Annotated in this window: 20 protein-coding genes; 16 read left to right on the forward strand and 4 right to left on the reverse strand. The window is 63.7% G+C overall.

Features of this window, described 5'->3' with window-relative positions; all coding sequences use genetic code 11:
• Nucleotides 1-26 precede the first annotated feature (26 nt).
• The 6 genes from BMZ70_RS02835 to BMZ70_RS02860 all read left to right on the forward strand — a co-directional run bounded on the left by BMZ70_RS02835 (nt 27) and on the right by BMZ70_RS02860 (nt 10,267).
• Entirely contained in the window at nt 27-1,673 is a 1,647-nt protein-coding gene (locus BMZ70_RS02835) for a SulP family inorganic anion transporter (RefSeq protein ID WP_092269628.1), read from the forward strand.
• Nucleotides 1,674-1,846: 173 nt separating this feature from the next.
• Nucleotides 1,847-4,327: a response regulator gene (locus tag BMZ70_RS02840; protein ID WP_229205267.1), complete on the forward strand. Its 2,481-nt coding sequence runs from the start codon at nt 1,847-1,849 to the stop codon at nt 4,325-4,327.
• Between the two features lie 42 nt (nt 4,328-4,369).
• Nucleotides 4,370-6,553 carry an EAL domain-containing response regulator gene (locus BMZ70_RS02845; RefSeq protein ID WP_092269633.1) on the forward strand — a complete coding sequence of 728 codons (2,184 nt, stop codon included), beginning with the start codon at nt 4,370-4,372 and terminating at the stop codon, nt 6,551-6,553.
• A gap of 17 nt (nt 6,554-6,570) precedes the next feature.
• Nucleotides 6,571-8,340 (forward strand): DUF885 domain-containing protein, encoded by a 1,770-nt coding sequence (locus BMZ70_RS02850; protein ID WP_092269636.1) that lies wholly within the window; start codon nt 6,571-6,573, stop codon nt 8,338-8,340.
• A gap of 69 nt (nt 8,341-8,409) precedes the next feature.
• Nucleotides 8,410-9,705, forward strand: a complete 1,296-nt coding sequence (locus BMZ70_RS02855; RefSeq protein WP_130300928.1) for a DUF945 family protein — start codon at nt 8,410-8,412, stop codon at nt 9,703-9,705.
• A complete protein-coding gene (locus tag BMZ70_RS02860) occupies nt 9,698-10,267 on the forward strand; it encodes a nucleotidyltransferase family protein (protein WP_092269641.1) in 570 nt (189 codons plus the stop codon). Before BMZ70_RS02855 ends, BMZ70_RS02860 begins: the two co-directional genes overlap by 8 nt.
• Here BMZ70_RS02860 and BMZ70_RS02865 read toward each other — a convergent pair.
• Nucleotides 10,264-10,920, reverse strand: a complete 657-nt coding sequence (locus BMZ70_RS02865; protein WP_165403534.1) for a sigma-70 family RNA polymerase sigma factor — start codon at nt 10,918-10,920, stop codon at nt 10,264-10,266. The two genes, BMZ70_RS02860 and BMZ70_RS02865, sit on opposite strands and share 4 nt — an antisense overlap.
• 149 nt (nt 10,921-11,069) lie before the next feature.
• On the opposite strand from BMZ70_RS02865, the gene clpP reads away from it, so the two are divergent.
• Nucleotides 11,070-11,663, forward strand: a complete 594-nt coding sequence (clpP, locus tag BMZ70_RS02870) for an ATP-dependent Clp endopeptidase proteolytic subunit ClpP (RefSeq protein WP_092269647.1) — start codon at nt 11,070-11,072, stop codon at nt 11,661-11,663.
• Here clpP and BMZ70_RS02875 read toward each other — a convergent pair.
• Nucleotides 11,660-12,553, reverse strand: coding sequence for an NAD-dependent epimerase/dehydratase family protein (locus BMZ70_RS02875; protein WP_092277465.1), 894 nt, complete (start codon nt 12,551-12,553; stop codon nt 11,660-11,662). The genes clpP and BMZ70_RS02875 overlap by 4 nt on opposite strands.
• A gap of 197 nt (nt 12,554-12,750) precedes the next feature.
• On the reverse strand, nt 12,751-13,272 hold the full coding sequence (locus tag BMZ70_RS02880) for a Csu type fimbrial protein (RefSeq protein WP_092269650.1): 522 nt from the start codon (nt 13,270-13,272) through the stop codon (nt 12,751-12,753).
• A 343-nt stretch (nt 13,273-13,615) separates the two neighbouring features.
• Between BMZ70_RS02880 and BMZ70_RS02885 the strand changes: the two genes are divergently transcribed.
• From BMZ70_RS02885 to BMZ70_RS02920, 8 genes are read left to right on the forward strand one after another with little or no spacing between them, the layout of a single operon-like run.
• On the forward strand, nt 13,616-14,491 hold the full coding sequence (locus BMZ70_RS02885; protein ID WP_092269653.1) for an urease accessory protein UreD: 876 nt from the start codon (nt 13,616-13,618) through the stop codon (nt 14,489-14,491).
• Nucleotides 14,492-14,505: 14 nt separating this feature from the next.
• The gene (locus BMZ70_RS02890; protein ID WP_092269656.1) at nt 14,506-14,808 is read left to right on the forward strand and encodes an urease subunit gamma; all 303 of its coding nucleotides are present in this window, start codon (nt 14,506-14,508) and stop codon (nt 14,806-14,808) included.
• A gap of 11 nt (nt 14,809-14,819) precedes the next feature.
• Entirely contained in the window at nt 14,820-15,146 is a 327-nt protein-coding gene (locus BMZ70_RS02895; RefSeq protein ID WP_092269659.1) for an urease subunit beta, read from the forward strand.
• Between the two features lie 8 nt (nt 15,147-15,154).
• Nucleotides 15,155-16,855 carry an urease subunit alpha gene (gene ureC, locus BMZ70_RS02900; protein WP_092269662.1) on the forward strand — a complete coding sequence of 567 codons (1,701 nt, stop codon included), beginning with the start codon at nt 15,155-15,157 and terminating at the stop codon, nt 16,853-16,855.
• Nucleotides 16,856-16,857: 2 nt separating this feature from the next.
• A complete protein-coding gene (ureE, locus tag BMZ70_RS02905; protein WP_092269665.1) occupies nt 16,858-17,358 on the forward strand; it encodes an urease accessory protein UreE in 501 nt (166 codons plus the stop codon).
• Nucleotides 17,358-18,038 carry an urease accessory protein UreF gene (locus BMZ70_RS02910; RefSeq protein WP_092269667.1) on the forward strand — a complete coding sequence of 227 codons (681 nt, stop codon included), beginning with the start codon at nt 17,358-17,360 and terminating at the stop codon, nt 18,036-18,038. Before ureE ends, BMZ70_RS02910 begins: the two co-directional genes overlap by 1 nt.
• Nucleotides 18,039-18,049: 11 nt before the next feature.
• A complete protein-coding gene (ureG, locus tag BMZ70_RS02915; protein ID WP_092277468.1) occupies nt 18,050-18,673 on the forward strand; it encodes an urease accessory protein UreG in 624 nt (207 codons plus the stop codon).
• A gap of 10 nt (nt 18,674-18,683) precedes the next feature.
• Nucleotides 18,684-19,241, forward strand: coding sequence for a HupE/UreJ family protein (locus tag BMZ70_RS02920; protein WP_092269670.1), 558 nt, complete (start codon nt 18,684-18,686; stop codon nt 19,239-19,241).
• An 18-nt stretch (nt 19,242-19,259) separates the two neighbouring features.
• On the opposite strand, the gene BMZ70_RS02925 is transcribed toward BMZ70_RS02920, so the two are convergent.
• The gene (locus tag BMZ70_RS02925; RefSeq protein ID WP_092269672.1) at nt 19,260-19,877 is read right to left on the reverse strand and encodes a 1-acyl-sn-glycerol-3-phosphate acyltransferase; all 618 of its coding nucleotides are present in this window, start codon (nt 19,875-19,877) and stop codon (nt 19,260-19,262) included.
• A gap of 150 nt (nt 19,878-20,027) precedes the next feature.
• Here BMZ70_RS02925 and BMZ70_RS02930 point away from each other — a divergent pair, with 150 nt between their 5' ends.
• The gene (locus BMZ70_RS02930; protein WP_092269675.1) at nt 20,028-21,368 is read left to right on the forward strand and encodes a sigma-54 dependent transcriptional regulator; all 1,341 of its coding nucleotides are present in this window, start codon (nt 20,028-20,030) and stop codon (nt 21,366-21,368) included.
• Nucleotides 21,369-21,548: the final 180 nt, after the last annotated feature.

A 21,548-nucleotide genomic window follows, 5' to 3' on the forward strand; every position in this document is an offset into this window, starting at 1 on the left:
CGCCATTTTCTGCATCTGGATTAGAAATGCTGCAATGGTTGAAGTTCTACCGGCGTGACCAGCTCCCCGGCGATATCAGTGCCGGGCTGGTGGTGGCGATGATGATGATCCCGCAGGGCATGGCCTATGCCCTGGTGGCCGGACTGTCGCCGGTGGTTGGCATCTATGCCAGCATTCTTCCGCCCATCGTCTACGCGCTGTTCGGCAGCAGCATGACCCAATCCGTCGGCCCGATGGCCATCGTCTCGCTGATGACCGCCGCCGTGATAGGCCCGATGGCGCCGGCCGGTTCGGCGCTGGCCGGTGTGCTGGCCGCGCAGCTGGCGCTGGTGTCGGGTGCGGTGCTGCTGCTGTGCGGCTTGCTGCGCATGGGCTTCCTCGCCAATTTCTTCTCGCGCCCGGTGATGAGCGGCTTCACGGTCGGCTCGGCCATCGTGATCGCGTTCGACCAGGTGCACACGCTGCTCGGCGCCCAGCTGCCGCACGTGCACCTTCCGAGCGCTGCGCTGGGCGTCGGTTCGCTGCTGCTGCTGGTGCTGGCGCGCTTCTATCTCGCGCCGCTGCTGAAACTGTGCGGCCTGCCGCCGGTGGCGGCCGATATCGGCGCCAAGCTCGCGCCGATGGCCGTGGTCCTCGGCGGCATCCTGCTGATGTCCACCACCGGCCTGGCTGAGATGGGCGTGCGTACCACCGGCACGGTGCCTGCCGGCCTGCCGCACTTGAATCTCGCTTCGTCCAGCGCCCACTGGCGCCCCTTGCTGCAACCCGGCCTGCTGATCGGCTTCATCGTGTTCCTGATGTCGATGTCCGGCGCGCAGGCGCTGGCGCAGAAGCGCAATGAGAAGCTGGTCAGCAATCACGAATTGATCGGCCTGGGCGCGGCCAATGTGGCCAGCGCGCTGTCCGGCGGCTTTCCGGTGACGGGCAGCTTGTCGCGTTCGGCTGTCAACTTCGCGGCCGGCGCCAACACGCCGCTGGCCAGCCTGATCACCGCCGTGCTGCTGGCCTGTGCGCTGATGGCGCCGACCGGCTGGCTGGCGCTGCTGCCGCTGCCGGTCTTGGCGGCCACCATCATCGTCGCGGTGCTGGGCATGCTGGAGATGGGCATCCTGCGCACCGCCTGGCAGTACGATCGTGGCGACGCGCTGGCTTGGGGTGCGACCTGTCTCGGCGTGCTGGTGCTGGGCGTGGAGGCCGGCGTGATGATCGGCGTGGCGCTGTCGATGGGCACTTTGATCTGGCGCGCCAGCCGTCCGCACATCGCGGTGCTGGGCCGCATCGCCGGCACTGAGCATTTTCGCAATATCGAACGCTATCCGGCCGAGACCCAGCCGGAACTGCTGGTGCTGCGCATCGACGCCAATCTGTTCTTCGGCAATGTGGAGGCGGTCAACCAGCGCATCGAATGCGAACTGGCGACCCATCAGAGCGCGCGCCACCTGGTGCTGGTGATGTCGGCGGTGAATTCGATCGACACCACCGCCCTGATGGCGCTGGCGGAGCTGAACCAGAGCGCCAAACGGCGCGGTATCGGCCTGCATTTCGCCGAAGTGAAGGGGCCGGTAATGGATCGTCTACGTAATAGTACGTTGTTGCAGGAGCTAAACGGCAAGCTGTTCCTCAGCACCGCCAACGCCTGGGATCAATTGCATACTGCTAAGGATGTTGCTTGAGCGCAAATTTACATGGACTTCATAGGGGATAGCCCCTATGATCTAAGTCGAAGCAGGAAACGATTAACCCCAAAGAATGGTTATCTCCGATGTTGGCCCGACTTGTCCGCCGTTTAGGTAGAGTATCTATCGCCGTTTTCGTCAGTGTGACGTTGACTGCGGTGGTGACTTTGGTGCTGACGACTTTTGCGCTGTATTTCTATCAGGTCGAACGCGCGCAGCGCTGGGAACAGCTGCATAAAACGCTGGCCAACAGCGCCGACGAACTGGCCGCCGCCGTCGCGCTGCCGGCCTGGAACTTCGACGAAACCCAGATCGTCACCATCATGAAGAGCGGTTTGAGCAACCGCGATCTGTACGCCAGCGCGGTGGCCCCGGTGGCCAGCAACCGTCCATTTATCCTGATTCGTAACGCCCAGCAGCAGCTGCTGCCGTCCGAGCATTTGCCGACCGATCCCGAGCTGCTGTCCGAGCAGCGGCCCATCGTTGCTGGCGGCCAGAATATCGGCACCATCACCGTGTATGCCTCGCCGGCGGTGCTGATCGAGCAGTTGCGCCAGCGCCTGTACGCCATCGCCGGCCTGATTTTCGTACTGGACGTGACGCTGGTGTTGTCGCTCTACCTGCTGCTGTGGCAACTGATCCTCAAGCCGCTGACCAATATCGAGCGCTACGCGGCCAGCGTGAAGGCCGGCCAGAATCCCGGCGCTGCGCCGCCGCGCGACTGGTATACCGGCGAGCTGAAAACGCTGAATGCTTCCATCCGCGAGATGGTGCGCCTGATGGAGAGCCGCTACGTCGCCATGCACGCCAGCGAAGAGCGCTTGCAGATCGCGTCCAGCGCGGCGGCGATCGGCATCTGGGACTGGAATATCGCCACCGACGAAATGGTGTGGGACGAGCAGATGTACCGCCTGCACGGGCTGGAAAGCGGCGGCAAGCTGCAACGGCCGGACGACCAGCTGCGCGAGCTGTTGCACCCGGACGACGCCATCCCTACCATCATGCTGTTGCAGCAGGCACTCAAGGGCACGGCCGAATTCGACGTCGAGTTCCGTATCATCTGGCCGGACGGTTCGCTTCACTACCTGAAGGCCGACGCGATGGTGTTCCGCGACGCCGACGGCCAGCCGATGCGCATGGTCGGCGTGAACTACGACGTCACCGCCAGCCGCACGGCGGAGGCGGAACTGCGCCGCCATCGCATCCACCTGGAAGAACTGGTGGCCGAGCGCACCAACGCCTTGTCGGTGGCGGTGCGCCAGGCGCAGGGCGCCAACCGCGCCAAGAGCACCTTCCTCGCCAATATGAGCCACGAGCTGCGCACGCCGCTCAATTCCGTGATCGGCTTCTCGCGCCTGATGGCGGACTCCAAGAACATGCTGCCTGAAGAGAAGCGCAACCTTGCCATCATCCACCGCTCCGGCCAGCACCTGCTTACCCTGATCAACGACATCCTCGAACTGTCCAAGATCGAGGCCGGGCGCGCCGTGCTGCAGACGGAAGTGGTCAACCTGAACGACATGCTGCAGGAAGTGATGGACATGGTCAGCATGCGCGCCGGCCAGAACGGCGTGGAGCTGGTGCTGGACAGCGTCGGCCTGCCGGCCAGCGCGCGCGTGGACGGCACCAAGCTGCGTCAGGTGCTGCTCAACCTGATGTCGAATGCGGTCAAGTTCACCGCGCAGGGCAGGGTGACGCTGCGCGTGCGCGGGACCTCGCGCAACGGCTTGTGCGAGCTGGCGTTCGCCGTCATCGACGACGGTCCCGGCATCGCGGAAGAAGATCAGTCCCGTATCTTCGAACCATTCATCCAGGCCGACGGGCCGGGCGCGAAAGAGGGCACGGGCCTGGGCCTGACCATCTCGCGCGACTTCGTCCAGCTGATGGGCGGCACGCTGTCGCTGCAATCGGTGGTGGGCGCCGGCGCGACGTTCTCGTTCACGGTAGCGGTGCAGGTGACGGACGAAGCGCCGGGAGCGGGCGAGGAAGAAGTGACGCCGCTGGAACCGCAGCAGCGCCGCCGCATCCTGGTGGCGGACGACAACGCGGACGGCTGCACGCTGCTGGAAAGCCTGCTCACGCCGCTCGGCTTCGAGGTGGCGGTGGTCGGCGATGGCGCGCAAGCGCTGGCGATGGTCGATGTCTGGCAGCCCGATCTCGTGTTCATGGACTGGCGCATGCCGGCGCTGGACGGCCTGAGCGCCACGCGCCAGATCCGCGCCAACAAAGAGGGTCCGCAGCCGCGCATTGTGATGCTGACCGCGTCCGCCTTTGCCGAGGAACGCCAGGAAGCGCTGAACGCCGGCGCCGATGAATTCATGCGCAAGCCGGTCGAGCAGGAACAGTTGTACGCGGTGCTGGAACAGCAACTGGACCTGCAATTCGTGCGCCGCCATCACGGCGCGCGCCCGGTCGCGCCGGCGCCGCTGGCGCGCGAGGACTTGCAGCGCCTCGACCCGGCGTTGCGCGCCGAACTGAAGACCGTATTGCAAGAGTTGAACCTGTCGCGCGTCAGCCTGCTGCTGGCGCCTTTGCCGCCGGAGTTGGGCGAGGTGGTGGCACGTATTGAACACATGATCCAGCTGCACCAGTATCCACAATTGTGCGCTTTGCTGGACGAAGTGGGTAACGAGTTGGAATCGCAGGCTTGACGGGTATATCATAGTAGCTCGACCAGGGCGGGAAAGTTTTACATGCATCGGGATTTGTCGGAACAACACACCAAGGGTGAAGTGCTGATCGTGGAAGACACGCCGGCTTCGCTCAAGCTTCTCAGCGACCTGCTGACCGAGGCCGGCTACTACGTGCGCCAGGCGCCGAACGGCGAACTGGCCTTGTGGTCGGCGCAATCGCGTCCGCCGGAATTGATCCTGCTCGACATCCGCATGCCCGGCATCGACGGCTTCGAAGTGTGCCGCCGCCTGAAGGCGACGCCGGAACTGAGCCAGGTGCCGGTGATCTTCCTGTCCGCGCAACACGACACCGACGACAAGGTGCGTGGTTTTGAACTGGGCGCGGTGGACTTCATCGCCAAGCCGTTCCAGACCGAGGAAATCCTGGCCCGCACCGACGCCCACGTGAAGCTGGGCCGCGCGCAGAAAGCGCTGGCCGAGGAGCGCGCCTTGCTGGAAGAGCGCGTGGCCGAGCGCACCGCTGAACTGGCCAAGGAAGTGGAACAACGCCGCGCCAACGAGGAATTCCTGCGCCTCGCCAGCCAGGTGTTCGAAGCGACGCAGGACGCCATCGTGGTGACCGACCGCGACGGGCGCATCGTCGCCACCAATCCGGCTTTTACCCAGATCTCCGGCTACACGGCGGACGAGGTGTTGGGTCAGAACGTGGCCTTGCTGCACGCGGGCGAGCCGGATGCGTCCTCGTTCGGCTCAATGGTGCAGTCGGTGCTCGCCACCGGCCACTGGTCGGGCGAGATCCTGGCGCGCCGCAAGAACGGCGAGACTTACCCCGGCCTGCTGAGCGCTTCCGTGGTACGCGATGAGCTGGGCCACGTGATTAATCACGTGGCGGTGTTCATGGACATCACCGAACGCAAGGCCGAGCAGCACCTGATCGATTTCCTCTCCAATCACGACGCGCTCACCGGCTTGCCGAACCGCATGCTGGCGCGCCAGCGCTTCGTGCAGACGCTGGGCGCCGCGCGCCGCGAGGGCCGCTGCGTGGCCGTCATGTGCCTGGACCTGGACCGCTTCAAGAGCATCAACGATACCTATGGCCACGACATGGGCGACAAGGCGCTGCAGGTGGTGTCCAGATACCTGAGTGAGACCGTGCGCGAAGGCGATACCGTCACCCGCCAGGGCGGCGACGAATTCCAGATCATTGTCGACGACGATGCGCAGCTCACTGCCACCATCGCGCTGGCGCAGAAAATCCTGTCCGGCTTACGCAAGGAACTGGTGATCGACGGCCAGCAAATCACGGTCACCTCGAGCATCGGCATCGCCGTCAGCCTGACCGACGGCGAGAGCTTCGATGAACTGGTGCGCAACGCCGACACGGCGCTGTTCCGCGCCAAGGAAATTGGCCGCGACAACTACGCCTTCTTCACCGAGCGCATGGACGCCGAAATCCGCGATAAGCTGGCGATCCAGGGCCAGTTGCGCGGCGCCATCGCGCGTGACGAATTTGAACTGCACTACCAGCCGCAGGTCTGCCTGAAAACCGGCGCGATGGTCGGCGCCGAAGCGCTGCTGCGCTGGGACAGCGCGGTGCTGGGCAAGGTGCCGCCGAACCGTTTCATCCCGTTGGCCGAGGAATATGGCCTGGTCAATTCCATCGGCGAGTGGGTGCTGGAAAGCGCCTGCGCACAGATGAAGGTATGGCAGGACCAGGGCCTGGGCCAGATCAAGGTGTCGGTCAACCTGGCGGCCGGGCAGTTCGCCAACGACGCCACCGTGCCGTACGTGGAAAGCACGCTGCGCAAGTTCGGCGTGGCGCCGGAGTACATCGGCCTTGAAATCACCGAGGGCACGGTGATGGGCGATCCGAATAAAGCCGTGGCCTCGCTGCGCCGCTTGAAGGATATTGGCGTCAGCATTTCGCTGGACGACTTTGGCACTGGCTATTCAAGCCTGAGCTATCTGAAACGCTTCCCGATCGACGTGCTGAAGATCGACAAATCCTTTGTCGACGATGTGACCACCAACAGCGCCGACGCCGCGATTGCGCTGTCGGTGATCTCGCTGGCGCACAACCTGAACATGCGCGTGATCGCGGAGGGCGTCGAAACGCGCGAGCAAGTGCAGTTCCTGACCGAGCGCGGTTGCGACGAGATGCAGGGCTATTATTTCAGCCGCCCGGTCAACGCCGAAAGCTTTACCGCGCTGCTGCGCGAACGCCGTAATTTATTGGACATGTAATCACTCCCTGGAGCCTTATGGATAAGAAGTTCAGCACCGCCATTGCCGGTGCAGTCATGCTGGTATGCCTCAATGCCGGCGCTGCGCCTGTTGTTAAACCCGGTCCCGCCGACGCCCAGTTCAAGGCGATCTACACGCAGGAATGGAAATGGCGCCTGAGCCAGAAGCAGGAAGACGGCGAGGATGACGATGACAGCGGCGTGTCGCCATCGCTGCCGCGCATCGACCTGGCCACCCAGAACAGCCGCCTGGCCTACTGGCAGGGCGTGATGAAGAAGCTGGATGGCATCAAGGAAGCCAAGCTGTCGGCGCCGGAGCGCATCAACTACCAGGTGTACAAGGCGCAGATCGCGGCCTTCATCGCCGCCCAGCAGTTCCGCGAATACGAAAAGCCGCTGAACGCCGATAGCGCCTTCTGGTCCAACATGGCCGGCACCGCGCGCCGTCCGATGACCAAGGAAAAAGAATTCCGCGACTACCTGAAGCAGCTGACCGACGTGCCACGCTACTTCAACGAGGAAATCGTCAACATGCGCGCCGGCATGGCGCGCGGCTTCACGCCGCCGAAAGTCACGCTGGTGGGCCGCGACAGCTCGATCACCTCGGTGACCGACGCCAAGACGCCGCAGGAAACCGTGTTCTACCTGCCGTTCAAGAAGATGCCGGCCTCCATGCCGGCCGCGCTGCAGGAAGAACTGCGCGCGCAGGCGGTGAAGGTGATCCAGTCCACCGTCATCCCGGCGCACCAGTCGCTGCTGAAGTTCATGCGCGAAGAGTATGTGCCGAAGGCGCGCGAGGAACTGGCGGCGGAAAGCCTGCCGGATGGTAAAGCCTACTACCAGTCGAAGATCGTCGAATTCACCACCACCTCGCTGAGCGCGGACCAGATCCACAATATCGGCGTGGAGGAAATGGCCAAAATCCGCGCCGAGATGCACGAGGTGATGAAGCAGGTTGGTTTCAAAGGCGACCTGCCGGCCTTCCTGCAATTCCTGCGCACCGATCCGCAGTTCTACGCCAAAACGCCGGAAGAACTGCTGATGCGCTCCGCGTGGGTGGCCAAGAAGTTCGACGCCAAGGTCGGCCAGTACTTCGGCTACCTGCCGCGCCGCCGCTTCGCGGTGATTCCGGTGCCGGACGACCAGGCGCCGTTCTACACCTCGGGCCGTGGCGGTCCTGGCGTTTATCTGGTCAACACCTACAACCTGCCGTCGCGCGCGCTGTACAGCATGCCGGCGCTGACGCTGCACGAATCGGCGCCGGGCCATGCGTTCCAGATGCCGGTGGCGCTGGAGCAGAAGGGCCGTCCGCCATTCCGCAACGCCTACATCTCGGCCTACGGCGAGGGCTGGGCGCTGTACAGCGAACGCCTCGGCGTGGAGATGGGCATGTACGAAACGCCGTACGAAGTATTCGGCATGCTGAGCTACCAGGCATGGCGTGCCTCGCGGCTGGTGGTCGACACCGGCGTGCATAGCAAGGGCTGGACGCGCAAACAGGCGCAGGACTACCTGCGCGAAAACACCGCGCTGTCCAATCACGAGATCGAGACGGAGGTGGACCGCTACATTTCGTGGCCGGGCCAGGCGCTGTCCTACTATCTGGGCGAGATGAGCATCATCAATGCGCGCAAGAAGGCCGAGAAAGCGCTGGGCCAGAAGTTCGACATCCGCGCCTTCCACGACACCGTGCTGCAACTGGGCTCGGTGCCGCTGCCGGTACTGGAAGCGCGCATCGACCAGTTCATCGCGGAAGGCGGCAAGAGCCCATATCCGGACCTTGAGTGACAATCCGTGCATTTCTGGAGGGGGTCTGTTGGCTACAATGCTGCATCACAGACCCTCTCCAGTTATGCTTTGAAAAAGACTCTCTTCGCCATTACGGCAGCCAGCGTGATGCTGGCCGCTCCCGTCTACGCAGACAACGAGGTAGCGCCGGCACCGAAGCCGCTGCCCGAAATCCTCACCAAAGAAAACGCCGCCACGCTGGCGCAAGCGGGCAAGGAGCTCCGTGCGGCGCAGGGCAAGGAGCGCAACTTCGCCAAACAGCTGGATATCTACAGCAAGTTCGAATTCTCGCCTGAGTTGCGGCCGAAGCTGAAAGAGATCTTCGGCGCCGAGCGTCCGTTCCCGCTGCAGCGCGCGCCCGGCGCAAAAGGGCAGGTCAACTACGTCGGCAAGCTGGCGCCGCACCTGTTCGTGCAGGGGAATGGCACGGATTTCAGTTGGACCGAACTCACTGCAAAAATCTCCACCGATAAAACCGGGCGCAGCGTCAACGGCGTCGTCGCCTGGCCATCGCTGGTGATCGCGCGCCCGGATGGTTCGGCGCGGCTGCTGGACATGGCAGTGACCAGCCGCCAGCAGCTCGGCGCCGACGGCGTGGCCTACGGCACGGCGGACTTCAGCATCGGCGCGATCACCGTGCATGAAGCGGCGGTCGGCGGCAAGGAGGCGAAAGAGGTGATGCGCTTTGAGGACCTGCGGGCGCGTTCGGAGACGGTGCGTCGCGGCGCCAAGGCGGAAATTGGCTACCGTTCCACGGCCAAGGCCATTGTGTTCGGCAAAGAGCGCGTGGAACGCGTCAGCTTTGCCTTCCGGCTGGTGAATATTCCGGCCAAGGCGATGGCGGAACTGGACCAGTCGCTGCGCGCGCAGCAGAGCCTTGATCTGGCGCCGGGTGCGCAGCAAGAGCTCATGCTGCGCACCTTGAAGGACGCCGGCAAGCGCCTGATCCAAGCCGGCGCCGTGTTGAATATCGAGGATATCAGCGCCGCATTTCGCGGCAACACGGCCTCGATCAAGGGCCGCGTCGCGTTCCAGAAAACGGTGGATTCCGATTTCGAAAGCGTCCCTGCGCTGATGAAAAAACTGGTGGCGCACTTCGATGTACGGGTGCCGGTGGCGCTGATTAAAGACATAGGCCGTGCCGTCGCCGTCGTGCCGCCAGGCGCGCCGGATGCCGACAAACAGGCCGAGGCCGGCGCGGACGGTTTAGTGAGCCTTGTGGTCGGCAAGGCGGTTACCGGCGGCTTCGCCGTGATCGAGAACGGCGAGCTGCGTTCTTCCATCGACTACAAGAACGGCGCGCTGACCGTGAACGGCAAGCCCCTCGCGGTGCCGAACATGAACATCAAGCCAAAAAATGAATAACGAAGAACGACTGAGGCTGATCGCGCGCTCTTCCAAGTGGTTCATGCCGGCCTTGCGTACGGCGCGTGAATTGGGCCTGGCATCGTGGTGCCTCGGCGCCGGTGCGGTGCGCAACCTGGTGTGGGATGCCTTGCACGGCTATTCCACGCCATCCAGTCTTGCTGATCTGGACCTGGCTTATTTCGATGCGTCGGACCTGGATCCGCAACGCGAGCTGGATCTCCAGCATCGCCTGTGCGCGGCGATGCCCGAGATACCTTGGGAAGTCACCAACCAGGCCTCGGTCCATCACTGGTTCGAGCGGTATTTCGGCCACGCGGTCGAGCCCCTGCAGTCCTTGTATCACGCGGTGGGCACGTGGCCGGAATATGCGACGGCGGTCGGGCTGCGCCTGCGCGCCGACGACACGATAGAAATCATCGCACCGCATGGGCTGGACGATTTGTTCAACTGCGTGATCCGGCACAACCCGACGCGCGCCAGCCGCGACACCTACCGCATGCGCGTGCTGCAAAAGCGCTATGATCTGCGCTGGCCGCGAGTCAGCGTGGTTTATCCTTAAGCCGCCAAGGCCAGCACGTATGACGGGTCGTTGGCGCAGGCTCGCGCCTGCACCGACACCGGCTGCTCTTCGCTAAGCAGCGTCACCATCGCCGCCACGTCGACGCCGTTGATGGCGGCCTGGAAGCGGCGCACCAGCTCGCGGTTGAGCTTTTCGCCAGTGCTGCTTTCGTTTGCCGCCTCGCGCAGCCGGCGGCGGGCGCGCGCCAGATGCTGGCGGGCGTTGACAGCCTTGGTGCCCAGCGCCGCCGCAATGTCAGCATGTTCGCATTCAAACACTTCATGCAGCACCAACGCCAGCCGTTCGGACGGCGACAGGCAGGCCAGCAGCCGCGCCAGTGCTTCGCCTATTTCCGCGCGCCGCAGCAGCGTGTCTTCCGGCGGCGCAGGCGCAACGCCGGGCGCCAATTCCATTGCAGCGTTGGCGGCGACGGCATCGCGTCCGCGCTTGCGCAGGCGGTCGATGGAATGGTGCTGTACCACCGTTGTCAGCCACGCCGCAGGCGTCGTCAGGGCCGTCTTCTCCGCGCTCTGCCACTTGAGAAAGCAATCCTGCACGATATCCTCGGCTTCCGCCTCGCTACCGACAATGCGGCAGCTGATGGCCGTCAGGCGTGGACGCATTTGCTCGAAGATGGCGGTATCGATAGTCATGGCGGTTCTCCTGTCATGGGCTGGCCTGCCATGACGCCCGGCGCAGCCCGGATGTGACATGCGGGCGAAATATTTTTTGGTCGGTCACACGGCGAGGGGGCGCAGCGTCAAGCGGGCAGTCGTTCCACTCTACCGCAAAAAGGACCATCATGACCGGCTTGATCCCAACTGTCGTCGAACAAACAGGGCGTGGCGAACGCGCTTTCGATATCTACTCACGCCTGCTGAAGGAGCGGGTGATTTTTCTGGTGGGGGAGGTGACCGAGCAATCGGCAAATCTGCTGGTGGCGCAGCTGCTGTTCCTTGAATCGGATAATCCCGAGAAGGATATTTCGCTGTACATCAATTCGCCGGGCGGCTCGGTGTACGCCGGCATGGCGGTCTACGACACCATGCAGTTCATCAAACCGGATGTGTCGACGCTGTGCACCGGCTTCGCCGCCAGCATGGGTTCCTTCCTGCTGGCGGCGGGCGCCATCGGCAAGCGCTATGCCTTGCCGAATGCCCGCATTATGATCCACCAGCCGCACGGCGGCGCGCAGGGCGTGGCGGCAGATATTGAAATACAGGCGCGGGAAGTGCTGTACCAGCGCCATCGCCTCAACACCATCCTGGCCGAACGCACCGGCAAGACGCTGGCGCAGATCGAAAAGGATTCAGACCGCGACAACTTCATGTCGGCGGCCGATGGCGTAGAGTATGGATTGATCGACCGCGTGCTTACCAGCCGCGAGACGGACTAGCGCAGCATGTCCTTGGCGATCCAGTCCAGCACCGGCGGGCGATGCGGCTGCCAGCCCAACTGATTGCGGGCGCGTTCGCCGCGCACGCGGCTGTTGGAGCCGAGGCCGTAGGAGGCCATCTCGTAGCCCCATTCTTCCTTGGCCTGTTCCAGCGGCCAGTCCTGCGCCTCGCCGAGATTCAGCGCCTTGGCGATAGCGGCGCTCATGTCTCGGAAGGCCGCCTCGCCGCTTTCGACGAAGTAGAAGGCGCCGGCTTCGGTCTTCTCGAGCGCCAGCAGGTACAAGTCCACCACATCGTCGATGTGCACATTCGACCAGATATTGCGGCCCGGTCCCACGTGGCGCACGATGCCGCTCTTGCGGGCTTGCTTGAGCAGGCGTGGCAGCTGCACCGAATCACGCGGCAGCGCGCCGTGGCCGTAGATCAGGGTATTGCACAGCACCGCCGAGCGCACACCCTTGTTGGCGGCATCCAGCACCAGATTATCGATAGCGACGCGCGCGGCCTTGTCCGGCGTTGGATCAGGGAGATGGTCTTCGTGGTAGATCTTGTCGGTGCCTTCGCCGCCGGATGCGTCGCCGACGATGCTGGAGCCGCTGGTGTGCAGGAACACCTTGCCCGAGCCGGCGAGGGCGTCGACAAACGCCTCCACCGCCGCGCGGTTGTCGCTGCTGGCGGCGTTGATGACGGCATCCGCCGCCTGCGCTTGCGCGATCAGCAGATCGCGGTCCGTGAGCGAGCCAAGCACGCCGGTGACGCCGATCTTTTTCACTTCATCGAGTTGTTCCGGCTTGCGCACCAGGCCAACCACTTCATGTCCGGCCTTGACCAGGCCCGCTGCGATCGAGCCGCCGATAAAACCAGCCGCGCCGGTGACGAATACTTTCATGCTGCTCTCCATTCCAATTCTGAAGGCAGCAGTATGGGGACGAAGTCCGGGCGCAAAAAGTCATCAACGCGCAAAGGTCAATTGAGCGAAGGTCAAGAATGGAAACTGTAACTGCAAGAGGAGGATTTCGCGCGGGTTTGGGCGCTGGGTATTGCGGGCGCGTAGCCAGGTTTGCGGGCTGCGGCGGGTAGATCTGATTAGAAGTACACGGTCGCGGTGATGGTCGACTTGTAGGTGTCTGGCTGCGGCGTCGCTTGTGCCGGGATGTTGCCATGCACGGTCAGGTTTTGAAGCGTGCCGGTGCCGGTGCCGGATACGGTGTCGGTGCCTTGCGTGTTGCCCCAGTTGGCGCCGCCCGAGGTTTGGGTCAGGGCATAGCCGACGGTGCTGGTGTTGGCGCCAGTGCCGCTCATCACGCGCGCAGCGATGGTGGAGCCGGTGCCGGTGCCCGCGCTCAGGCCGACGTTATAGGGCGTGGTGTTGGTGCAGGTGACGTTCAGCGTGCTGCTGCCGGTGACTGCAGTGGCCAGCACGCCCTGGGTCTGGCCGAAATCCAGCGTGTTGGTGGCGATGATGCAGTCGGCGATGATCTTCAAAGTGACATCGAAAGTAGCTGTGCGGCTGCCGTTGCTATAGACAGCGGCACCGCTCAGCAGCGGCAGGGCGGTGGCGCCAAGTGCGGCAACCAAGGCTACGCGGGACAGGGACTTGCTGATCATGACGGGCTCCTTAGGGTTAATAGGTCGACGCATGCTGGTACAACTTTTATTTCCGCGCCTCAATGGAATAAATTATTGTCCAACACAAAAAACGGCGCCTTTGTGCGAAGTGGAGAAACTTTTGGTTGCGTAGAAAACGCAAAAATTTTTTGCTGTGCGGCACTTTTTTACAACAGTCGAGATTTTGCCCAATGTGAAAACGCTTGGTTTTAAAGCGAAAAACATTTGATGCACGGAATTGGTGCGCCGCGCTGCATCCTGGTGCGTGCTAGTAAGGGAAGGCCGTATTTCCGCTGGCACAAGGTTTGCATAGGTCAGAACATTATTTATTTTGTTCGACCATATGCCAGACTGCACCGCACCGCGCGACTTTGCCGCCAGCACCAGCCACAGTGCCTGGCAGGCCAGTCTCACCCTCGGTTTTGCAGACGACGAGGGCACCACGCGGCTGTTCAACAAGCTCCACTACGGCCCGCTGCGGGTGCAGAAAGCGCTGTACCCGGAGGACAGCAAGGTATGCCAGGCCATCATCGTTCACCCACCCGGTGGCGTGGTGGGCGGCGACCAGCTGGAGATCGACATCGGCGTCGGCGACAACGCCCACGCCTTCATCACCACGCCCGGCGCGGCCAAGTGGTACAAGGCCAATGGCAAGGTGTCGCATCAGGCGGTGCATCTGCATGTCAATGAAAACGCGGCGCTCGAATGGCTGCCGCAGGAAACCATCTTCTTCGATACCGCCGACGTGGTGCTGGACCAGCACGTGGAACTGGCCGCCGGCGCCACTTTTCTCGGCTGCGAAATCCTGTGCATGGGACGGCGCGGCTCGGGCGAGGTATTCAACACTGGCCGCATCCGCCAGCGCAGCAGCATCCGCCGCGAAGGACGGCTGATCTGGTGGGAGCAGGGCGACATGATCGGCGGACGGCTCGGCAGCCCGCTGGCGCTCAACGGCCGCACCGTGTGCGCCACGCTGGTCGCCGCCGGCAAGCCGCTGCCGGCCGCTGTGCTGAACGACTTACTGGCTCAAATCCGCACCGACATCGCCGCCGACGGCGCGCATGTCTTTGGCGTCACACACACCAAGGGCGTGCTGGTCGCGCGCCATCTCGGCGACGACAGCGAAACCGCGCGCCGCCTGATGCTCACCGTGTGGCGCCGACTGCGCCCGCATCTGCTGGAGCGCGAGGCCGTCACGCCGCGCATCTGGCAAACCTGAAAGAGAACATACACATGGACCTGACTCCACGCGAAAAAGACAAGCTGTTGATTTTTACCGCGGGCATAGTGGCCGAACGCCGCCTTGCCCGTGGCCTGAAGTTGAACTACCCGGAAGCGGTGGCGCTGATTACCTGCGCCATCATGGAAGGTGCCCGCGACGGCAAAACTGTCGCAGAACTGATGTCCGACGGCACGCGCATACTCACGCGCGCCGACGTCATGGAGGGTATCCCCGAAATGATCCCTGACATCCAGGTCGAAGCGACGTTCCCCGATGGGAGCAAGCTTGTGACTGTCCACAATCCCATCCCATAAAGGAGTTCATCATGATCCCAGGTGAATACAAGCTTGAAGAAGGCGAGATCGGCCTGAACGTGGGCCGCGAAACCGTTACCGTCGTCGTCACCAATCAGGGCGACCGCCCGGTGCAAATCGGCTCGCATTTTCATTTTTTTGAAGTCAACTCGGTACTCAAGCTGGAACGCTGGAAGGCCTACGGCATGCGCCTGAATATCGCCGCCGGCACCGCCGTGCGCTTCGAGCCGGGCCAGCAGCGCACCGTCGAACTGGTGAAGCTGGATGGCGACCAGGAAGTGTATGGCTTCAACGGCAAGGTAATGGGCAAGCTGGCTTCCACACCACCCAAAGACTAAAGGCTCTCATGGCTACAATCTCGCGCCGCGCCTACGCGGAGATGTTCGGTCCCACCACCGGGGACCGCATCCGTCTGGCCGATACGGAACTGTTTATCGAAATCGAGAAGGATTACGCCATCTATGGCGAGGAAGTGAAGTTCGGCGGCGGCAAAGTGATCCGCGACGGCATGGGCCAGTCGCAGCGCGTGGCCGCCGACGTGATGGACACGGTCATCACCAACGCGGTGATCGTCGACCATTGGGGTATCGTCAAGGCCGATATCGGCCTGAAGAACGGCATGATCGCCGCCATCGGCAAGGCCGGTAATCCGGACATCCAGTCGCATGTGACGATGGCGATTGGCGGCGCTACTGAAATCATCGCGGGCGAGGGCATGATCGTCACCGCCGGCGGCGTCGACACGCACATTCACTTCATCTGCCCGCAGCAGATCGAGGAAGCGCTGATGAGCGGCGTGACCACCATGATCGGCGGCGGCACCGGCCCGTCGGCCGGCACCTCGGCCACTACCTGCACGCCGGGACCGTGGCATTTGCATTCAATGCTGCAGGCGGCCGATGCGTTCCCGATGAACCTCGGCTTCCTTGGCAAGGGCAATGTCAGTTTGCCGGCGCCGCTGGAGGAGCAGATCCGCGCCGGCGCGATTGGACTCAAGCTGCATGAGGACTGGGGCAGCACTCCGGCCGCCATCGATAACTGCCTGACGGTGGCGGACGAAATGGATATCCAGGTTGCCATCCACTCCGACACGCTGAACGAAGGCGGCTACCTGGCCGACACGCTGGCCGCGTTCAAGGACCGTACCATCCACACCTTCCACACCGAGGGCGCGGGCGGCGGCCATGCGCCGGACATTATCGCGGCGGTGGGCGAATCGAATGTGCTGCCGTCGTCGACCAATCCTACCCGGCCTTATACCGTCAACACGCTGGACGAGCACCTCGACATGCTGATGGTATGCCATCACCTCGATGCCGCCATTACCGAGGACGTGGCGTTTGCCGAATCGCGCATCCGCCGCGAGACTATCGCGGCCGAAGATATCCTGCACGACATCGGCGCGATTTCGATGATGTCGTCCGACTCGCAGGCGATGGGCCGCGTTGGTGAAGTCATCATGCGCACGTGGCAGACGGCGCACAAGATGAAGGTGCAGCGCGGGCCGCTGGCGCCGGATTCTTCGCGCGCCGATAACTTCCGCGTCAAGCGCTATGTCGCCAAGTACACCATCAATCCGGCCATCACGCATGGCATCGGGCATGCGGTGGGCTCGGTCGAAGTGGGCAAGATCGCTGATCTGGTGCTGTGGAAGCCGGCTTTCTTCGGCGTCAAGCCGACTACGATTCTCAAGGGCGGCATGATCGCCGCCGCGCTGATGGGCGATCCGAATGCTTCGATCCCGACGCCGCAGCCGGTGCACTACCGGCCGATGTTCGGCTCCTACGGCGGCGGCTTGAAAAAGTCGTTCACCTTCGTGTCGCAAGCCGCGTACGATGCCGGCATCGGCGATCAGCTCAAGCTGAATAAGACGCTGATCGTGGCCAAGGGAATGCGCGCGTTGCGCAAGTCGGACATGATCCACAATTCGCTGGCGCCGAAGATGGACGTCAATCCTGAAACCTATGAAGTGCGCGCCAATGGCGAGTTGCTGGTGTGCGAACCGGCTTCCATTCTGCCGATGGCGCAGCGTTATTTCCTGTTCTGATTATGCTGACTTTACACACGAAAATTCCGCAAGCCGAGACGATCGCCGCGCAACTGGTGCTGCCGTACGAATTGCGCGAAAAGTGCCGCCTGCGCGCCACGCTGGATACCGGCGAGGACGTGGCGGTGTTCACCGTGCGCGGTACCGTGCTGCGCGACGGCGACTTGCTGACCGGCGAAGACCAGCGCGTGGTGCGCGTGGTCGCTGCGCCGGAGCCGACTTACAAAGTCACCTGTGCCGATGCTCACGCTTTGCTGCGTTGCGCTTTCCACCTCGGGAACCGTCACACGCAGGCGCAGGTCGGTGATGGCTTCCTGCGCATTCGCGCCGATGCGGTGCTGAAGGAAATGCTGGTTGGCCTGGGCGCGACGGTGGTGGAAGAGCAGGCCGCGTTCGAGCCGGAGTCCGGCGCGTATGGCGGCGGCCACGGTCACCATCATGATGGTCCGCTAGCGCCTATCCCGCTGCGCCAAAAGATCCACCGTCCGGGCGACGCCAAATAATGCAAGCTTCCGCGCTTCTGCATCTGCTGCAATTCGCCAGTCCGGCATTGCCGATTGGTGCGTACAGCTATTCGCAAGGGCTGGAGGCGGCGCTGGAAAGCGGCGAGGTGCGCAATGCCGACACCGCGCGTGCGTGGATCGTGCGTCACCTGCATGAAGTAGTCGCGCAATGGGAAGCCCCCATCACATGGCGCCTCATGCAGGCCTGGTCGGCGCGCGACTGGCGTGCGGTCAGTGAGTGGAGCGAGAAATTCATCGCCTCGCGCGACAGCGCCGAATTCCGCGCCGAGACTATCCAGATGGGCTACTCGCTCACCAAGCTGGTGGCGGAGCTGGGCATTACCGACACCGAAACGCTGGTGCAGCTGCAAGCCGAAAACGAAGTCGCACTGCCAACGGCCTTCGCCTGCGCCGTCGCCGCGCTGGACATTCCGCACGCCGAAGCGCTGCTGGCCATGCTGTTTGCATGGGCCGAAAATCAGGTGCTGGTGTGCGTGAAGTCCGTGCCATTGGGGCAGGTGGCCGGGCAGCGCATGCTGTTGTCGCTGCGCGAAGAGATCGAAGCCGCCGCCCGCTACGCGCAAACCGTCAGCGACGACGACATGTGCAACTGGGCGCCGGGCCTGTCGCTGCTGTCGATGCAGCACGAAGTGCAATACAGCCGTTTATATAGATCGTGAAAGAAGAAAATATGACTACCTCCAATCCTCTGCGGGTCGGCATCGGCGGCCCTGTGGGCTCGGGCAAGACCGCGCTGTGCGAAATGCTGTGCAAGGGCATGCGCGACCATTACGACATGGCCGTCATCACCAACGATATCTACACCAAGGAAGACATGGAAATCCTGCTGCGCGCCGATGCGCTGCCGGCCGAGCGCCTGATGGGCGTGGAGACCGGCGGCTGCCCGCACACCGCGATCCGTGAAGACGCCTCCATCAACCTGGAAGCCATCGCCCGCATGCAGGCCGACTTCCCGGACCTCGATTTGATCTTGGTGGAATCGGGCGGCGACAACCTGGCCGCCACCTTCAGCCCGGAGCTGTCGGACCTGACCATCTACGTCATCGACGTCGCCGGCGGCGAGAAAATCCCGCGCAAGGGCGGCCCCGGCATCACGCGTTCGGACCTCCTGATCATCAACAAGACCGACCTCGCGCCGCACGTGGGCGCGGACCTCGACATCATGGCGCGCGACGCCAGGCAGCAGCGCGGCAGCCGTCCCTTCATCTTCACCAACCTGCGCAGCGGCGAAGGCGTGACCAAGGTGATCGACTTCATTCGCGAACAAGGCCTGCTGGGCCAAACCCCACACTAAGGAACAGACCATGAAGAAAATCGCAGCCTTCGCTGTTGCCACCACGCTGGCCCTTATCAGCACCGCCGCCTTCGCCCACACCGGCGCAGGCGCGCACACGCACGGTTTCCTGGCCGGCTTCGCGCATCCATTCACCGGCCTCGATCACCTGCTGGCGATGCTGGCCGTGGGTGCGTGGAGCGTGCGCCAGCCGAACGCCAAGTGGCTGCCGGCCACCTTCATCGGCATGCTGCTGGTGGGGATGGCGACCGGCGCTGCCGGCTTGACCGTACCGGGTCTGGAAACCGGCATCGCCTTGACGGTGGCGTTGATGGGCGTCCTGCTGGCCGCCGCCGCGCGCCTGCCTGCCGCCGCCGGCGCCGTGATGGTCGGCGCCTTCGCCGTCTTGCACGGCAATGCGCATGGCCATGAACTGCCGCAGGCGATCAGCGCGGTGGGCCTGTTGGCCGCCAGCCTGCTGTTGGTCTATGGTGGGAATCTGTTGGGCCGCGTCAGCCCGGCGCTGGCCGTGAAGGCCTCGGGTGCGGCAATCGCCGCCACCGGCGTGATGCTGGCGGCGACGGCTTAAGAGGACTTAGTTGCGCAGTTACTTGCGCTCGTCGCTACGGCGTTCCTGCAGCACGATGGGCGCTTCATTTTCCGGATAGCGGCCGTGATGGCCGGCGTAGACGGCGGCAATTGCCGCCATGTCGGCCTGCTGGTCGCCGGTCAGGTGCAGGTGGTCCACCACGGCCAGCGTCTTGTTCGGATAATCGATGTAGACCAGGCACAATGGCACCTTGGCTTCCAGCGCCAGGTGATAGAAGCCGCTCTTCCAGTGCGGGCGATAGCCGCGTGTGGCTTCCGGCGTGATGCCGACCCAGTACCAGTCGGCCGCGTTCATGCGTTCAGCCTGGGCGCGGATCATGCCTTGCGGCGCGCTGCGGTCGACCGGCTCGCCGCCGAGATAGCGGAACCAGCCGCCCAGCGGCGACTTGAACAGCGAGTCCTTGGCCAGCCAGCGGAACGGCAGGTTCAGCGCCCACTTGCCGAACAGGCCGATCATGAAGTCCCAGTTCGAGGTGTGCGGGTACACCACCGCGATGCCGCGCGGACCCGGCAGCGGGCGGTACAGCATGCGCCAGCCGAACAGGTTCAGCGTGCGCAAAGCCGCGCGCTGGCCCCAGCGGGGCAGTGTCGCCGGCTTTAATTCGTATTCGTTCATCTCACTACATCCCGTTATTTTTAATTTATTTGAACTATTGACCTATTGACAGGTTGTTATCCACCTGTTCAAAAAAGCAGCGCGCATTCTATATTGGCCTCGGCGGTGGCACAAGCTTGAACTTTCCTCATCATTGCCCGTCCAATAAGCATGACGACGAAATCGATACTCTGCGTGGGCGTCGGCGTACCGCGTCTGCCGGCGGACTGGGAGCTGATTGCAGCGGCCACGCCGGCTGAAGCGCGCCGTCATTACAAGGCGCGGCCGTGCGCCGTTGGCCTATTAATAGTGCAGGAGGTCGATCGCTGCGACGACCTGCACGCCTTCCTGCTCGACCATTGGGCGGTGCACTGGATCGCCGTGCTGCCGCCGGCCGCGCTGGAACAGCCGGCATGGCGCCAGCTGGTGCGCGATCACTGTATCGATTACCACACCACGCCGGTGGATCACGAGCGGCTGCGCCATGCGCTGGGCCACGCGCTCGGCATGGCCGCCTTGCGTCACGACGCTGGTCCACCGCGCGCCAATGACGACGCCATGCTGGCCGGGCAAAGCACGGCCATCCAGCGCCTGCGGCGGCACATCGTGAAAGTGGCGGCCGCCAGCGCGCCGGTGCTGATCTGGGGCGAGAGCGGCAGCGGCAAGGAGCTGGCGGCGCAAGCCGTGCATGCGCACTCGCCGCGCCGCAAGGGACCGTTCGTGCCGATCAACTGCGGCGCGATTCCGGCGGCGCTGATTCAGTCGGAACTGTTCGGCCACGAACGCGGCGCCTTCACCGGCGCGGCGCGCGACAAGCGCGGCCTGATTGAAAGCGCGCAGGGCGGCTCGATCTTTCTCGATGAAATCGGCGATCTGCCGATGGAGCTGCAAGCCAACCTGTTACGCTTCCTGCAGGAGAAAACCATCTACCGCGTCGGCGGCACGCGCAGCATTGCGGTCGACGCGCGCGTGATCGCCGCCTCGCACGTCAACCTGGCGCAGGCCGTGCAGCGCGGCGCTTTCCGCGAAGACCTGTACTACCGCCTCAATGTGCTGGCGCTGGATGTGCCGCCGCTGCGCGAACGGGGCGAAGACTTGCTGCCGCTGGCCGAACATTTTTTCCATGCCTTTGCCAGCGAGCGCGCGCCGCGCGTGAGGGGCTTCAGCAGCCGCGCCGCGCAATCCATGCGCGACTATCACTGGCCCGGCAATGTGCGCGAGCTGATTAACCGTGTGCGCCGCGCGATGGTGATGGCGGAAGGACGGCTGATCCAGCCGCAAGACCTCGGCCTCGGCGCGGCGGCTGCAGCACCAGCGCCGCTGCAGCTGGACGACGCCCGCATCCGCGCCGAGCGCGACGCCATCGACGCCAGCCTGCTGCGCGCCGGCCGCAACATCACGCTGGCGGCGCGCGACCTGGGCGTCTCGCGCATGACGCTATACCGCCTGCTGGCCAAGCATGGGATAGCTGCGCCGTCGCACGCAAGTTACACCGACGGCCAGAGTGAGTGAGCGTCCTGGCTGTCACGCCGGTGTGACGTAACGCGGCCGCAGCGCGCGCCACACGCTGGCGGCGACGGCGCTTAGTCCTTGCAGATCAAGGCCTTGCCGCCGCTGGCATCGGGCTTGCGAAAGAAGTGAGACCGGGGATAGACGCCCTGGTCCCATCCCTCAACCAGTCAGGTAGGAGCA

Source organism: Duganella sp. CF402, from assembly GCF_900109645.1.
Lineage (GTDB): Bacteria > Pseudomonadota > Gammaproteobacteria > Burkholderiales > Burkholderiaceae_D > Rugamonas.

Coding starts and splice junctions, on each gene's coding strand:
- BMZ70_RS02835 (WP_092269628.1), top strand. CDS start 27: ATGCTGCAATGGTTGAAGTTCTACCGGCGTGACCAGCTCCCCGGCGAT.
- BMZ70_RS02845 (WP_092269633.1), top strand. CDS start 4,370: ATGCATCGGGATTTGTCGGAACAACACACCAAGGGTGAAGTGCTGATC.
- BMZ70_RS02850 (WP_092269636.1), top strand. CDS start 6,571: ATGGATAAGAAGTTCAGCACCGCCATTGCCGGTGCAGTCATGCTGGTA.
- BMZ70_RS02860 (WP_092269641.1), top strand. CDS start 9,698: ATGAATAACGAAGAACGACTGAGGCTGATCGCGCGCTCTTCCAAGTGG.
- BMZ70_RS02865 (WP_165403534.1), bottom strand. CDS start 10,920: ATGACTATCGATACCGCCATCTTCGAGCAAATGCGTCCACGCCTGACG.
- clpP (WP_092269647.1), top strand. CDS start 11,070: ATGACCGGCTTGATCCCAACTGTCGTCGAACAAACAGGGCGTGGCGAA.
- BMZ70_RS02875 (WP_092277465.1), bottom strand. CDS start 12,553: ATGAAAGTATTCGTCACCGGCGCGGCTGGTTTTATCGGCGGCTCGATC.
- BMZ70_RS02880 (WP_092269650.1), bottom strand. CDS start 13,272: ATGATCAGCAAGTCCCTGTCCCGCGTAGCCTTGGTTGCCGCACTTGGC.
- BMZ70_RS02885 (WP_092269653.1), top strand. CDS start 13,616: ATGCCAGACTGCACCGCACCGCGCGACTTTGCCGCCAGCACCAGCCAC.
- BMZ70_RS02890 (WP_092269656.1), top strand. CDS start 14,506: ATGGACCTGACTCCACGCGAAAAAGACAAGCTGTTGATTTTTACCGCG.
- BMZ70_RS02895 (WP_092269659.1), top strand. CDS start 14,820: ATGATCCCAGGTGAATACAAGCTTGAAGAAGGCGAGATCGGCCTGAAC.
- ureC (WP_092269662.1), top strand. CDS start 15,155: ATGGCTACAATCTCGCGCCGCGCCTACGCGGAGATGTTCGGTCCCACC.
- ureE (WP_092269665.1), top strand. CDS start 16,858: ATGCTGACTTTACACACGAAAATTCCGCAAGCCGAGACGATCGCCGCG.
- BMZ70_RS02910 (WP_092269667.1), top strand. CDS start 17,358: ATGCAAGCTTCCGCGCTTCTGCATCTGCTGCAATTCGCCAGTCCGGCA.
- ureG (WP_092277468.1), top strand. CDS start 18,050: ATGACTACCTCCAATCCTCTGCGGGTCGGCATCGGCGGCCCTGTGGGC.
- BMZ70_RS02920 (WP_092269670.1), top strand. CDS start 18,684: ATGAAGAAAATCGCAGCCTTCGCTGTTGCCACCACGCTGGCCCTTATC.
- BMZ70_RS02925 (WP_092269672.1), bottom strand. CDS start 19,877: ATGAACGAATACGAATTAAAGCCGGCGACACTGCCCCGCTGGGGCCAG.
- BMZ70_RS02930 (WP_092269675.1), top strand. CDS start 20,028: ATGACGACGAAATCGATACTCTGCGTGGGCGTCGGCGTACCGCGTCTG.